Here is a 13,913-nt window from a genome sequence, read left to right on the forward strand (position 1 = left end):
CTTCATCCAGAAAAATCCCAAATCGACATTGTCCCCGATGGCTTATCTACGTGTTGGAGACTCTTTTTATAACGAGGGTCGCTATCTCCAGGCGAATCGAACGTATCGTCTGATGTTGAACAGATATAAGAACCATCCCAAGGGCCGGGAGGCGGCCTATGGTTTGAGTTTGACGAATCTTCAACTGGGAGAGATTTCCAAGTTTCTTGATGGGGCCAAAAATTTTATTGAGACCTATGGCGGGGATGAATTAAGCATCGCCCTTGCATTCCAAATCGGTGAAACTCTCCTGGCGCGGGGGGATTTGGATGGCGCCCTTCGTTCCTACCGTGAGGTCGGCGCTCGATTCGAGACGAGTGGTCTGGTGCCCCATTCTTTGCTGCGGATTGCTAGTATCCACAGACGCAGAAAAGAGTTGGACGCAGCTTTGGACACCTATGAGCGGCTCATGAGCCGCTACCCTAAAAGCCCCTTGGCATCGGATGCCCTTTTTGGAGTGGGCGAGTCTCTTGCCTCGGTAGGCCGTTGCTCGGAGGCGAGGATTAAGCTTGCGGTTTTCGTAAAGCGACACCCGAAACATGATTATCGACAGATAGCTTTTTTTGAGTCGGGACGATGCGCGCTTAAGGAGGGGGATTCGAGGACTGCAATTATTAATCTTAAGCGTGTCATCGAAAATTATTCGGGAACGCCAAGCAGTATTCAGACGACAGCATCGCTTTTGGTATCGGGATTGTTGTCGAAGCAGGGCCGATTGAGAGAGGCAGCCGAGGCGCTCAAGGGGGCTCTCGAATCGGGGGACCCGAAAATCGAGGCGGAGGCCTTTTTTGCCCGGGCGGACCTTTTGTCCCGCGCTCGGGACCGACGTGCCGCGCCGGAATTTCTTAAGTTGACCTACCGCTATCCAGAGCAGACAATGTGGGTCGTCAAAGCCCTTGCGCGTGCTGGTGGAATTTACGAAAAATCAGGCAGACGCATAACCGCCCTTCGAATTTTCAAAAAAATGAGTCGTCTTGCGCCTACCGGGCCTTTTAAAAAGTTGGCTTTCGAGGCTGTTGTACGGCTTTCGAAGAAAAGTAAATCCAGTCCTTAAGGGGTATTCGATGAGAATCTTCCGGATGAAGGGAATGCCGAGATGTTAGATTTTTTGTTTCGTGGCGGGATATTGATGATTCCTCTGGGCGTATGCTCCGTTTTGGCCGTGGCCATAATTCTGGAGCGCTTCTTTTCCCTGAGAACCAGCCGTGTGATTCGCCTTGATGTTTTTCAGAGAGTCAAAGATCTTCTCTCGGAAGATCAAATAGGCGAGGCGATGACGGTCTGCAGGCGCCAGCCGTCGGTGATGGGCCGTATTCTTCTTGCGGCCATCATTAATCATGAGCGCGACAGAGATGAGCTCAAGGAAATTGTCGAGGACGCCGGGCGCCAGGAGGTGCCGACGCTAGATCGCTACCTGGGCGTGCTGGGTACGATCGCCGCCGTATCTCCACTACTAGGCCTCACCGGAACGGTTTTCGGCATGATTCGCACCTTTACCGTGATTAGCGAAAAAGGAGTTGCGCACCCCAGCCAGCTTGCCCACGGGATTAGTGAGGCGCTCATTACCACGGCCTCGGGGCTTGTCATCGCGATACCGGCGCTTATTTTCTACAACTTTTTCACGTCCAAGGCGGACCGCATAATTCTTGAAATTGAGAAACACACCTTTCGTCTTGTCGATATGATGAAGCGCTAGCATGAGATTCCGCGAACGTCGCCGTGTGCAGGCCGAGCCAGGTATGACCTCGATGATCGACGTTGTCTTTCTGCTACTCCTATTCTTCGTGTTGAGCTCGACCTTCATTCTCCAGCCCGGAATTAAGGTGAAGCTGCCGCGCACGGTCACCACCGAGCAGCCCGCGAGAAAAGACCTTGTTTTGATCATTGCGAGGGACAAGCGGATTTTCCTGAACAACGAGTTGGTGAAATTCAATTCCCTTTGGGGGCGCTTGGTCGAGGAGCTCAAGTTTCAGCAAGAGGCGGCGCTGGTTCTTCGAGCTGATCGTGATGTCGCGCACGGTTTCGTGGTGCGGATTATGGATGTGGCTAAACAAGCGGGCGCAGAGAGAATTGCCATTGCAACATCGCCCCTTAAGCGCCCAAAGAAAAGAAAATAGCCCGTTTTTTAAACCGGTAATCGGAGCAGGTTATGAGCGCAGCGCTGCTCTCAACATTAATTTTGTCGATGACACTTCATGCCGGGTTGATTTTCTTTGGCCCGGATATACGGCCCCCGATTACCGATGAGCTCAAGGATGATTCTGTCGAGGTGGCGATGCTGCAACGCGAGGTTCCACTTCCGGACGCGCTACGCGCCAAGCCGCTACCCCTGGTGCCGCAACCAAAGCCACTAAATTTGCAGCGCTTTCAGGAAAGCCAAGGAAGTATATCTGGGCCCCTCTCGCCAAGATTGAGGATATCCCCCTCTATTCCGACACGGGAAAAAGTGCTCAAAGCGCCAGCTCCTTTGAAGCCGCCAAAGTTGAATTTGCCTCGCCCCATGACTTCCCTTGAATCGCTTAGCCTTGAAAAACCGCCGGTATCCCCCTTAGATATTGCGTTGCCCATTCATGGGCTCAAAGGGGACATTGGGCTCAGTGGTGAGCGAAAATCCGTGTCCGGCAGTGGTGCCTCAAGAACCCGGGAATTGGGCAAGGAAATATCGAGTCTCAATTTTAAAGATAGAGATCTGGCGAGAAGACAGAGCATCGAGGGGCCGGCGGCGGCCAGAAAAGTAGTGTTTCGCCCGCCGCCCCCGAAAGTGAAATTGGCTGAATCATCAGGTGACATTAAACTTCGTTTCTGGGTGCTGCCTGATGGCACTGTGGGGCGGGTGCTTCCGATGCGAAAGGGGAGTGCGTATTTAGAGGGGGTTGCTGTGAACCATATGAAACGCTGGCGATTCTCGCCGCTGGTCAAAGGAGAGCCCAGGCGTGAGGAGTGGGGCTCGGTCGTTTATCGCTTCCGTGTGAAATAAGCCCTCGCCGCCCCTAGTCTGGAAAGCTGGCGGCAGGCAAGGAGATGTTATGGAATTTGAGCCTACGGGCCTTGGCTATGACGATTTTGAAGTGGGACGCACCTGGTGCACGGCGGCCAGAACAGTCGGGGAGGCCGATGTCACGGCTTTTGCCGGGTTGACGGGCGATTATACGTACCTTCATACCGATGCTCAGAGCGCAGCGAAGACCCCCTTTGGCGGGCGAATTGCCCACGGGCTTCTGGGGCTTTCCTATCTTTCGGGGCTCGTCTCAAGGCTGGGCATACTTGAGGGCACGGTTGAGGCGTTCATGGGCCTTGAGATGAAGTTTCGAGGTGCCATCATGTTCGATGACACGGTTCATGCCGAGGTTGAGGTGCGCGAAAAGCGTATTTCAAGTAAGGGGCAGGGGCTTGTGACGCTCGGGATGACCTTAAAGAACCAGCGCGATGAGACTGTTCAAGAGGGCCAATTCGTCCTCATGATGGAAATAAAAGGCTAGGCGCCCTTATCCCCCGACGATGGCGGGAAAGATGCAAAGCTCGCACCCATCGATGAGGGGGGTCTCTTTCGGGGCGTGACGCCCATCTAAAAGAATGACATAGGCCTCCTCGTACGGAATACCGTAGGTATCAAGTACATCTTTCACGAGGGCATTTGGGGGAACCTCTAGCCCCGCCGAACCATCTTCTTCCAATTCTGCTGGCATTTTATCTTCAAAATCAGCATAGAGCCGAAGCCGGATATTCATGGCGTCTGTCCGCTTGACGAGTTGCCGTGTTGTACTTTTGCCGCTGCTGTCGCAGCGTTGATGATTTCCTTGAGCGGGGCGCCGGAGGATTTGGCCAGCTTCCGGCAATCCTCAAATTCGGGCGCAAGATTAACAACCACACCCTCGAAACGCGCCCGTTTGATGCGAACACTACCCCACGGCGTTTCGACCTCCAGCCAATCTCGCTCTGCCGTTGCTCTTGATGTTTGCCGATAGCGGACGCCCAGGGTGGTGGTCTCCCGCATCAGGTAGGCGATGAGGTCGTCTTGTAAACTAGTTGGACAAAGAAGGGTGAGCAGAATAGCGGGGCGGCCTTTTTTGCCGACAGTGGGGACGAGAAAGGCATCAAGCGCGCCACGTGATATCACGCCATCGAGGACATGGGGATAAATTTCGGGGTTCATATCGTCAATGTTGGTTTCAAGAACCGAAATCGTGTTCGGATGGGCGCTTCGTGATGTGGCCTCATCTGTGATCGATTCCCCGAGAAAAGCCCGTACGATGTTGGGAATGGGTTGTTCCATCTCGCCTGAGCCATGGCCGACATCGGTAATTGCCATCGGGGGCATAGGCCCAAATGCCTCGGCGCTCTCTGAGAGTAATAGCGCCCCCGTTGGCGTTAGCACCTCTCCTTGTAGCCCATTGTCGAGGATCGAGACGCCCTCCAGCAGTTTAGCTGTGGCCGGGGCGGGAATGGGCATCTTTCCGTGTGCACTGTTGATAAATCCCTTGCCAGGAGGAAGCGGGGAGGAAAGGACACGCTCGACACCAAGTAGCTCAAGGCCGACGAAAAAGCCTGCGATGTCGATGATGGAGTCAATTGCTCCCACTTCGTGGAAATGAATGGATTCGACCGGGACATTGTGTATGCCGGCCTCCACTTCCCCCAGGCGCCTGAATGCTTTTAAGGCGGCGGCCTTTGCGGTGGAGGGGATGGTGGTGTGTGCGATGATTTTTTCAATCTCGGACAATGGGCGACCATGGATTGATGAATAACTTTGGCCCGGCTGTTCAGCTCCGGTGGTTTTTACGCGGAACTGTGTGGCTGAGATGCCGCATTTCACGGATTTGTGGGTGGTAATCTCGCAGGGTCCTAGTTCTAGCTTGAGGAGTTCTGCAAGCAGCGCCTCAAGGGGGAGGCCCAGATCGAGCATGGCACCGAGAAGCATGTCGCCGCTCGCTCCGGCGAAACAATCGAAATAGATGGTTTTCACTTTTTCACGGCCAGACGGTTAATAAGGTGGGCCTGGAATCCAGCCCCAAATCCATTGTCGATGTTTACCACCGATATGCCGTCTGCGCACGAGGCCAGCATGGCGAAAAGTGCTGTCAGCCCGCCCATGCTTGTGCCGTAGCCAATCGATGTGGGCACGGCGATGACGGGGGCCTCGACAAGCCCGGCGACGACCGAGGGGAGGGCACCCTCCATTCCGGCGACGGCGATGATGACATTCGCCTCACGAAGCGAATCCATCTCGGCCAGCAGGCGATGGAGGCCCGCAACGCCCACGTCGTAGGCACGGGCTACTTTTGAGCCCATTGTCTCGGCAGTGACGGCTGCTTCCTCGGCGATGGGTTGATCCGAGGTGCCTCCCGATATTACAGCGACACACCCGAGCCCGGCGCTGTTGGGAGGTGGGCTGCTGGGGGCGATCACGACCATTCTCGCCTCGTTGTGATGTACGGCCCCCGGAAATTCAGCGAGCAGGGTTTGGGCTTGTTCAAGCGATGCCCGGGTGAGCATTACAGTCTGTTCGTTTTTAAGAAGGGATTGAGCGATATCGAGGACCTGGGAGGAGGATTTGCCCTCACCGTAGATTACCTCGGCGTATCCCTTGCGGAGGCTTCTGTGGTGGTCAACTCGGGTGTGACCAAGGTTTTCATAGGGAAGGTCGCGGAGGCGCGCAGCGGCATCACTTGGTGATAGTTTTCCCGAGCGCACATCATCAAGGAGAGAAAGAAGACTATTATTGTTCACGAAAGAAGGGCAACCGGAAGAAGTTTCTTATTATAAAGAGGCTCGTTCATGCTCCCCGAACGGAAACCCTCAAGGTCGAGGGTGGCATAGCTAAAACCGGCCTCCTTGGTCAGCCTTACCACTTCATCGAGCAGTCCGTTTTCAAGCAGCATGGGTATTTCATCATTGGGGATTTCAATTCGGGCGATGGTGTCGTGGTGCCTTACCCGCAGTTGTCTGAAGCCTAGTGCCCGGAGGGAAGCTTCTGCTTTTTCCACCTGAGAGATTTTCTCGGGTGTTATCTTGTCGCCGTACGGAAAGCGGCTTGAAAGGCAGGCCATCGCCGGTTTATCCCAGGTGGGCAGGCCCATTTCCTTTGAGATTTCTCTGATCTCGGATTTGGTGAATCCGGCTTCCATCAAAGGGCTTCGAACCTCAAGTTCACGGGCGGCCTTCATGCCCGGCCGGTGATCGCCCCTATCATCAGCGTTTGAGCCATCAACAATAAAGGCGAGCCCCTCCTCGTCCGCAACACTTCGAAGAATGGTGTAGAGCTCATTTTTGCAATAATAACAACGGTTTGGGGGGTTGTTTCCAAATTCTTCGACCTTGATTTCCGCCGTGTCGATGATGCGGTGGCGGATGCCAATATGCTCGGCGAGATCAATCGATTCAAGGAATTCCGATTGTGCCAACGTGACGGATTTTCCCGTTACGGCAAGAGCGCGTTTGCCGAGTGTTTGGTGGGCGGCACTGGCGAGAAAAGTGCTGTCGACGCCCCCAGAGAAGGCGATGAGAACGCCGCCCATCTCTTTGAGGATATTTTTTAAAATTTCAAACTTTGCTTGCGCGGGTGTAGTTGACAATGGAGAATCTCCTTAGTTTCGAACTTAATGGATTTTAGCCCACTCCATAGGAGAAGGGCAACGGAAAACCCAGTCGTGGTTGGATGTATGTATGATAAGATAATAGTGTTTATAAGTGGGAGATGCGTTTTGAGGATTACAAGAAAATTTCGTCTGATAATGTTTTTTGTGGTGGCTGTTGCTGCGACTTCGCTTTGTGTCAAAGGTGTTGTGCCAGCCGCCTCGGCGGAAAAGCGGGTGTATCCTGATGTGTTGAAGGTGAGTGTTCGTAAATCAGCCGCAGGCGTGTTTCGCTTTGAAGTGACAATATCCTCGCCCGATACGGGTTGGAAAAAATACGCTAACGCATTTCGGGTCAAGACGGCGGACGATAAAGTGCTTGGAACAAGGGTGCTTTACCACCCTCATGTGGATGAGCAGCCTTTTACTCGCTCCCTGGTGAGGGTGAGGATAAGCTCTGAGATTCGGGAGGTGGTCGTTGATGCCCGGGACTCGGTCGAGGGGTGGGGCGGAAAATCCATGCGTGTGGTTGTCCCGCATTAATTAACTTCTAGTTATCAAATTGAAATTCCATTTGTTTAATTTGTGAGGCTGCCTCGGCGGCTTGGCTTTTTATTTTGGAGAATCGTTCATAATGGGTTTTGAGCCTGAAAAATTGTTGCGCAAGGGGATAGAGACTCTCGATATCTATGTTCCTGGTCGCCGGGCCGAGGAGGTGGGTAGAGAGTACGGCCTGACAGAGGTTTTGAAGCTTGCGAGCAATGAAAATGCCAATGGACCATCGCCCGCTGCCCTTGAGGCGATTCAGGGCGTTCTCAAGGGGCTGAACAGGTATCCAGATGGCCACGCGGGTGTATTGCGGGCTGCCCTGGCAGAGAGGTTAGGTGTTGAGGAGGCTCAAATTTTCATTGGAAATGGCGGAGACGATGTTCTGTCCGTCTTGTCCCGAACATTTCTAAACGATGGGGATGAGGTGATTATCCCGCAGCCCACGTTCAGCCCGTATCGTCACGTGAGCCGGGTGATGGGTGCCAAGGTGGTTTTGAGTCCGCTTCGCGATTATCGGATAGATCTCGATGATATTGCCTCGCGAGCCAGCGGGCGGTCGAAACTGATCTTTCTTTGCAGCCCGAATAATCCCACGGGAACAATTTTAGAAAAGAAAGCTTTGGTTTCTTTTTTAGAAGCGCTTCCGGAAAATACTCTCGTTTTGCTTGATGAGGCATATGGTGATTTTGTCGATGACCCTGAATGGCCTGATAGCTTGGCGCTGATCGAGCAATATCCGTTGATCGTTCTTCGCTCGTTTTCTAAAATCTATGGCTTGGCGGGACTCCGGGTGGGCTATGGGATTGGCAACAAAGAGCTGATTGGATTTATGCACCGGGTGCGAGAGCCGTTTAACGTGAATCAACTTGCCCAGGTGGCTGCGGTTGCGGCTTTGGGGGATGAGGGGTTTCGCGAAAGCAGCATCCGAATGAATCGAGAGGAGCGTCAGAAATATTATCTGGTTTTTAGAGAGCTTGGGATTGCGTTCATTGAAAGCCAAGCTAATTTTATCTTTATTAATGTTCGCAATGGTGATGCCGTCACGGAGGCTCTTTTGAAGCTGGGGCTTATTGTTCGCCCCGGCAGCGCATTTGGCTGCCCCGAGTGGATAAGGGTGACAATCGGGACTCCCGAGGAGAACACGGGCTTGAGCGCGGGGCTGTGGAATGCACTCTCAGGAGCCTAGCTGGGGCTGTTTCCACGGAAACTACCTTAGAAACAGCCCCCCTGCCTTCAATTACGTCTTTTGAGTGTTTTGTAGTTGTTGGTTTTACTTAACAGCTTCTTTCAGAGATTTGCCAGCCGAGAATTTCGGAACTTTTGAGGCCTTGATTTTGATCTCTGCGCCAGTCTGTGGGTTGCGTCCCATGCGCGCAGCGCGTTTCGAAATCGAGAACGTTCCAAATCCAACAAGAGAGATCCTGTCGCCGCTTTTAAGCGCTTTTGTGATGTTGTTCAACAAGGATGCGAGGGCGCGGTCAGCTGCTGCTTTCGAGATGTTTGCATCACCAGCAATCGTTTCGATCAATTCAGACTTCTGCATTAATAAATCCCCCGTGGCTGTAACGCTGGAAGAAGATGAATAGTGCTTCTGTATGGGCCCTTCAGTGTTTGTAAATCTATCTCACGCTCATGAGAACGTCAACACGTTTTTGATGTTTTGAAAAAAATATTCGTATTTTATTGACGCCCATCACACTTTGTGGATTTAAAGTTTGTGCATTCCTTGCGAGTGTTGAATGGTTGCGCTTCATAACATATTCAGATTGATAGTGTTGTGTTTGTCGATAAGGGCACTAATCAAAAAAATCTACTGAATAGAGGGTGAAAATTTTGAAATTGGCATTATTATTTTGAATGAAGATTTTATTAAATTTATCAATGTTTTAAGTTCAGTTTTGTTAAGACTCACAAGAGGCCGTGCAAAGACTAGCGAAGCGATAGCCCTGTACGGCGGGTCGGTTTGCGGCCTCTGCCCCGGCTTCGGTCGTATCGAGCCACCGAGGGCTGGTCCTTAAGTGGTTTTGGGTCATGCGCCAGGCTCCCTTGGTGCGCATCGTCACTCATGCTGGGCAGTGACAGGCGAGGAAGCGCTTTGCCAATAAATCGCTCAATTCCCTTTACGAGCATGATCTCGCTCGGTGACATCAAGGTGAGGGCATAGCCTATTTGCCCCGCCCGCGCGGTTCTACCCGCACGATGCACGTAATCTTCGGGGTATTCGGGCACATCGTAATTGATGACATGCGAAATATCCGTTACGTCGATCCCTCTGGCCACAATATCGGTTGCCACTAAAATTTTATGCGTACCATCCTTGAAATCCTGGAGCGCTTTTTCTCGTTGCCGCTGACTTCTGTCAGAATGGATTCGCGAAACGGTTATGTTCGCCCGTTCGAGGAGATCAGATAGCTGATCGGCGCCCGCCTTGGTCCGGGTGAAAACGAGCACGGATTTGGCTTCTGATTTTTGCAAAATCTCAAGAACCGCTCTCGCCTTGTTCATGCCGCTCAGTGGATAGACGCCATGAAAAATTCCATCGGCTGGCGTCGAGGGCGTTGCCACGGAAATGTCTACGGGCGAGTTGAGCGCTTTGCTCGCTAGGCTCGAAATAGTGGTTGGTATAGTCGCCGAGAAAAGCATTGTTTGCCGTTTTGACGGAAGGCGGCTGAGGATTTCTGTGATTTCCTCGGCAAAGCCCATGTCGAGCATGCGGTCAGCCTCATCGAGAATCAAAACCTCAAGGTTCGAGAAGTTGGCTGTTTTTCTTTTCATGTGATCAAGTAGCCGGCCTGGCGTGGCGACAACTATATCGGCCTCGTTAACAAGCGATTGAATTTGAGGCTCGTAATCAACACCGCCATAGACGAGCGCCACTTGTGTGGTCAGGTATTTGCCAAGTTTCTCGAACTGGTCTGCCACCTGCATAGCAAGCTCGCGGGTGGGGGTGAGCGCCAGTGTGCGGGTGCCCGATCCGCCAAGCATCCTCTGGAGCGCCGGGAGCGCAAAGGCCGCGGTTTTTCCGGTTCCCGTTTGTGCACATCCGATGAGGTCGGGCCCCTTGATGGCGACCGGAATGGCTTTGGTTTGTATGGGGGATGGTTCGGTGTAGCCCATATCGAAAACGCCGTGAAGAAGCTCCGGGATGAGCCCTAGCTCTCTAAAAGACTCTGAAACGGTGGATTCATCAAATGAGCTCGTTCCCGTGACGGGAGCCGAATCAACGGTCCTGACGATAGAGGATATGGCTTTTTCAAGGGACGTATTTGGGCCCTTTGATTTACGAGGTCCCGAGGATGGTTTTCCTCGTCGGCCGCCTGCGCCGCCGCTTTTATTTGGCCCCGAATTCGAGCGCCCACGCTTGGGTCGGCTAGAATCGTTGCTTTTTTTTGTTTCAGTCACGAAATGGCTTCTTTTGAGATGAGAGCTTGCAGAGGGTCCTCAGCTGGCAGAGGGCATTCTGAATAACTCGAAAATGGTTGCCTGATATCCGAAATGCTCGTGGGGCGTGGCTAACCGATGGGGAGACATAATTCTTCACGCCGCTGTTTATAGGTTAGGGGCCCGAAAGTGTCAAGACTACAGGGATCATGTGGATGGGTAGTTAGTTGAGGCTCCCTAACATTACAAACGGGAAGTGGAAGTCTTCTTTGTGACGAAAATTAGCTAAAATGGATATTGTCGTTGATCCCATCCAACTGTTTTGCTATAAAGAGGAAATTTTTTTATATGTTTTCGCCCACTTTAAAAACATGCAATTTTCGCTGCCGGGCATGTGTTTGTCCGCAGGCTTATCAGACTTTTGTATTCGAATACAGATTTTAAGTTTTTATCAACTTCCTAGAGGGAACCGCGAAATGATGAAAAGATTTTTCAGCTTCATGGGCCTGGCACTTTTTACTTTGATTCTCATCGCCCCGGTTGGGGCTCAAGCCGCGCCTAGCGGCAACGGAGGCAGCACTAGCCTCTTGCAACGAGTGGCGTCGCTTGAGGCGCTTGTCGCCTCGCAGGCGACCCTCATCGCCACCCTGGCGACGAAGGCGGAACTTGCCAGCATAGAACTCATTCCGGGACCCACCGGACCTGCTGGTCCTGATGGCTCTGACGGCGCAACTGGTCCGCAGGGGCCGATTGGCGCAACAGGCGCCACTGGCTCGATTGGTCCGCAGGGTTTAAAGGGCGATACAGGAAACACCGGTGCCCAGGGACCAGCCGGGCCGCAAGGTCAACAAGGGATTCAAGGTTTAGCGGGCAACGACGGTATAAACGGCACTGACGGCACGAACGGTGCTCAAGGTGTCAAAGGCGACCAAGGTGATCAAGGTCCCAAGGGTGACACCGGCATTCAAGGAGAAGCTGGACTTGATGGCTCTGACGGCACCCAAGGCCCGCAAGGTATTCAAGGTGTAGCTGGCCCGCAAGGTCCGGCTGGAGAGGACGGGGTAGATGGTACTGCCACTTTGCCGCCGAACCTTACGGCCTTCTCTAGCCACCTGAGCGTGGACACGAACAACAATATTTTTCTTACCGGCGCGAATCTTCACATCCGCGACGGCTCGGGCGACACCTGGAACGCCGTGAACGGCAAGGGCAATCTCATCGTCGGCTACAACGAAAACAGCGGCGATACCCGGACCGGTTCACACAATCTTGTCGTAGGGTCGTTCCACTCCTACTCAGGTTACGGCAATCTGCTCGGCGGATCGTTCAATAATGCCCTGGGCAACCAGGGTTTCCTCGCCGGGACCGGGAACACGACAAGCGCTTTTGATGCCAGCGTCTCGGGCGGCGCGCACAACCATGCCAGCGCGAACCAGTCCAGCGTGAGTGGGGGCGTCTCCAACAACGCCAGCGCGAGTTACGCCAGCGTGAGCGGAGGCCATTTAAACGAGGCCAAGGACTACTACGCCAGCGTGAGCGGGGGTTATTACAACGCCGCCAACGCGAGCTACGCCAGCGTGAGCGGTGGCAGAAACAACACCGCCAGCGCGGGTTATGCCAGCGTGAGCGGTGGCTACCAGAACACCGCCAGCGCGAGCTCCGCCAGCGTGAGTGGTGGCTACCAGAACACCGCCAGCGCCGACAAGGCCAGCGTGAGTGGTGGCTACCAGAACACCGCCAGAGGCTTGTCTTCCAGCGTGAGCGGAGGCTATTACAACACCGCCAGCGCGAACACCGCCAGCGTGAGCGGGGGCGCCGGCAACCACGCCAGCTTCGACTCTTCCAGTGTGAGCGGGGGTCAAAGCAACACCGCCAACGGCTACTACGCCAGCGTGAGCGGGGGTTTTTTGAACAGGGCCGGCTGCGGCTCCGCCTGTGGTGGCGGTGCCAGTGTGAGCGGGGGGCATAGCAACACCGCCAGCGGCTGGGAGTCCAGCGTGAGCGGCGGGTATAACCACACCGTCACCGGTGATTTTGATTGGACGGCCGGCACTCTTTTTGAGACGCAATAGCCGAAAGGAGTGAAGAGCAGACGCACAAAAAACCGCCCCCCGGTCTCGGATATGAGGCCGGGGGTTTTTTTTGTGGTTTGAGAATGATGAGTAGCTGAAACTGAAAAGCGCTGTTAATTGGCTCAATGAATCTCGAGCGAGGCGCCGTAGGTGAAGATGGTGGGCTCGATTTTGGATTGCCCCTCAAAGGCGGGGTCGGCGTTCACAAGGGCGGCGAGTTGTTCATCGACATATTCGGCATCGGACCAGGTGGCTTTATATTTTACCTTGCGATCTTTGCCGATGAGGTAAACAAAGGTGGGCAGGTTGCCCAGCATTTCGTGAACTTTTTGGTCCATTTCGTCGATTAGAATCGTGTTTTTCATTTTCTTTTTGCTGGCAAGCTCTTTGGCGTAGCCAAGTTTGTGGTCGTAGCTTTCGTGGTTTTTGATGGCTGGAAAACCGCGCTCGCCGGCGTGGGGCTCGCGCACGTAGATGTTGAACACTTTTACATCGCGCTCGGCGTATTTATCGGCCAACTGCTCGAAAAACGGCACCTGCCGCAGGTAGGGGGGTCACGTGATGGCGCCGGTGGTGACGACGAGGTGTTGTTTGCCAAAATGGTCGGACATTTTGTGGGGCGTGCCGTTTAAATCTTTTAGCTCAAAATCGGGAAACTCTGCGCCCGGGGGCAAGATGGTGGGGAATTTCTCGTAGAACGCCTTGACGCGCTGGCTGTTTATCATCTTGATGGTTTTCCAGATGTTGAGATACCGCCAGGACCACATGCCCATCCTCGGGCCCGTGGGTTTTCGGAGGTAGTCGTTTGCGGGACGCATGTTTAAAATTCCCCTAGCTGATTAAAAGAAAATTATTCGCCTACGCGGAATAGCTCCATACAAAAAGATAACACTGATAAGGCTGTTTTGATTCCCCCCGGGTTGAATTCCGTCAAGGCTCATTGCGCAAAATTGGGGCGCTCGTTGCTCCATCGGGCTCCCTCGCCCAAGCCCGCTAGTCCTCAAAGAGCGATAGCTGGCCTATATCAGGGGATGGGGGAGTGTCCTCTGTGTGTCCACGACGAGAAGCCCCTGGTCGGCCAGTCCCGCGCCTAGTGTTCTCACGCTGGGAAGTCCCGCGCCGGGGGGGGGCTCCTGACTCCTCAGCGTCGTCATTGTCAGGCGCATCGACCTCGTTTTCGCTCAAGTGCGCCCCTGTGTTCATAGATTGGGAAAACAAGCCTTCCCCCGGGCCGGGTTGCCATCTGGCCACCCTCGCTCCAGGTGCCAGCGCCCCAGGTGTTAGCTTGCTCTCGGGCATA

General features: G+C 53.7%; 17 protein-coding genes. 8 read left to right on the forward strand and 9 right to left on the reverse strand.

Going from position 1 to position 13,913, the window contains the following annotated elements; all coding sequences use genetic code 11:
* The 5 genes from HOJ95_00665 to HOJ95_00685 form a co-directional block, all read left to right on the forward strand.
* On the forward strand, positions 1-1,093 hold a 1,093-nt coding region (locus HOJ95_00665; protein MBT6393191.1), incomplete at its 5' end, for a tetratricopeptide repeat protein.
* Positions 1,094-1,135: 42 nt separating this feature from the next.
* The gene (locus HOJ95_00670; protein ID MBT6393192.1) at positions 1,136-1,735 is read left to right on the forward strand and encodes a MotA/TolQ/ExbB proton channel family protein; all 600 of its coding nucleotides are present in this window, start codon (positions 1,136-1,138) and stop codon (positions 1,733-1,735) included.
* Between the two features lies 1 nt (position 1,736).
* Positions 1,737-2,156: a biopolymer transporter ExbD gene (locus tag HOJ95_00675; protein MBT6393193.1), complete on the forward strand. Its 420-nt coding sequence runs from the start codon at positions 1,737-1,739 to the stop codon at positions 2,154-2,156.
* A gap of 32 nt (positions 2,157-2,188) precedes the next feature.
* Positions 2,189-3,016 (forward strand): hypothetical protein, encoded by an 828-nt coding sequence (locus tag HOJ95_00680; protein ID MBT6393194.1) that lies wholly within the window; start codon positions 2,189-2,191, stop codon positions 3,014-3,016.
* Positions 3,017-3,065: 49 nt separating this feature from the next.
* Positions 3,066-3,518 carry a dehydratase gene (locus HOJ95_00685; protein ID MBT6393195.1) on the forward strand — a complete coding sequence of 151 codons (453 nt, stop codon included), beginning with the start codon at positions 3,066-3,068 and terminating at the stop codon, positions 3,516-3,518.
* A gap of 6 nt (positions 3,519-3,524) precedes the next feature.
* Here the strand turns inward: HOJ95_00685 and HOJ95_00690 are convergent, their stop codons facing one another.
* From HOJ95_00690 to larE, 4 genes are read right to left on the reverse strand one after another with little or no spacing between them, the layout of a single operon-like run.
* Positions 3,525-3,767: a MoaD/ThiS family protein gene (locus tag HOJ95_00690; protein ID MBT6393196.1), complete on the reverse strand. Its 243-nt coding sequence runs from the start codon at positions 3,765-3,767 to the stop codon at positions 3,525-3,527.
* Positions 3,764-5,002 carry a nickel pincer cofactor biosynthesis protein LarC gene (gene larC, locus HOJ95_00695; GenBank protein MBT6393197.1) on the reverse strand — a complete coding sequence of 413 codons (1,239 nt, stop codon included), beginning with the start codon at positions 5,000-5,002 and terminating at the stop codon, positions 3,764-3,766. The genes HOJ95_00690 and larC overlap by 4 nt, the downstream gene beginning before the upstream one ends.
* Positions 4,999-5,766 (reverse strand): nickel pincer cofactor biosynthesis protein LarB, encoded by a 768-nt coding sequence (gene larB, locus HOJ95_00700; protein ID MBT6393198.1) that lies wholly within the window; start codon positions 5,764-5,766, stop codon positions 4,999-5,001. Before larB ends, larC begins: the two co-directional genes overlap by 4 nt.
* A complete protein-coding gene (gene larE / locus HOJ95_00705; GenBank protein MBT6393199.1) occupies positions 5,763-6,554 on the reverse strand; it encodes an ATP-dependent sacrificial sulfur transferase LarE in 792 nt (263 codons plus the stop codon). Before larE ends, larB begins: the two co-directional genes overlap by 4 nt.
* Positions 6,555-6,740: 186 nt before the next feature.
* Here larE and HOJ95_00710 point away from each other — a divergent pair, with 186 nt between their 5' ends.
* Both HOJ95_00710 and HOJ95_00715 read left to right on the forward strand, forming a co-directional pair.
* Positions 6,741-7,154 (forward strand): hypothetical protein, encoded by a 414-nt coding sequence (locus HOJ95_00710; GenBank protein MBT6393200.1) that lies wholly within the window; start codon positions 6,741-6,743, stop codon positions 7,152-7,154.
* Positions 7,155-7,245: 91 nt separating this feature from the next.
* Positions 7,246-8,346 carry a histidinol-phosphate transaminase gene (locus tag HOJ95_00715; protein MBT6393201.1) on the forward strand — a complete coding sequence of 367 codons (1,101 nt, stop codon included), beginning with the start codon at positions 7,246-7,248 and terminating at the stop codon, positions 8,344-8,346.
* Positions 8,347-8,430: 84 nt separating this feature from the next.
* Here HOJ95_00715 and HOJ95_00720 read toward each other — a convergent pair whose 3' ends face one another.
* Positions 8,431-8,703 carry an HU family DNA-binding protein gene (locus tag HOJ95_00720; GenBank protein MBT6393202.1) on the reverse strand — a complete coding sequence of 91 codons (273 nt, stop codon included), beginning with the start codon at positions 8,701-8,703 and terminating at the stop codon, positions 8,431-8,433.
* Between the two features lie 386 nt (positions 8,704-9,089).
* Positions 9,090-10,277: a DEAD/DEAH box helicase gene (locus tag HOJ95_00725; protein MBT6393203.1), complete on the reverse strand. Its 1,188-nt coding sequence runs from the start codon at positions 10,275-10,277 to the stop codon at positions 9,090-9,092.
* A 740-nt stretch (positions 10,278-11,017) separates the two neighbouring features.
* Between HOJ95_00725 and HOJ95_00730 the strand changes: the two genes are divergently transcribed.
* The gene (locus HOJ95_00730) at positions 11,018-12,613 is read left to right on the forward strand and encodes a hypothetical protein (protein MBT6393204.1); all 1,596 of its coding nucleotides are present in this window, start codon (positions 11,018-11,020) and stop codon (positions 12,611-12,613) included.
* Between the two features lie 122 nt (positions 12,614-12,735).
* Here HOJ95_00730 and HOJ95_00735 read toward each other — a convergent pair whose 3' ends face one another.
* The 3 genes from HOJ95_00735 to HOJ95_00745 form a co-directional block, all read right to left on the reverse strand.
* The gene (locus HOJ95_00735; GenBank protein ID MBT6393205.1) at positions 12,736-13,131 is read right to left on the reverse strand and encodes a hypothetical protein; all 396 of its coding nucleotides are present in this window, start codon (positions 13,129-13,131) and stop codon (positions 12,736-12,738) included.
* A 36-nt stretch (positions 13,132-13,167) separates the two neighbouring features.
* Entirely contained in the window at positions 13,168-13,431 is a 264-nt protein-coding gene (locus HOJ95_00740; protein ID MBT6393206.1) for a hypothetical protein, read from the reverse strand.
* Positions 13,432-13,606: 175 nt separating this feature from the next.
* Positions 13,607-13,798, reverse strand: coding sequence for a hypothetical protein (locus tag HOJ95_00745; protein MBT6393207.1), 192 nt, complete (start codon positions 13,796-13,798; stop codon positions 13,607-13,609).
* Positions 13,799-13,913 lie beyond the last annotated feature (115 nt).

The sequence above is a fragment of the Nitrospinaceae bacterium genome (assembly GCA_018669005.1).
Taxonomy (GTDB): Bacteria; UBA8248; UBA8248; order UBA8248; family UBA8248; genus UBA8248.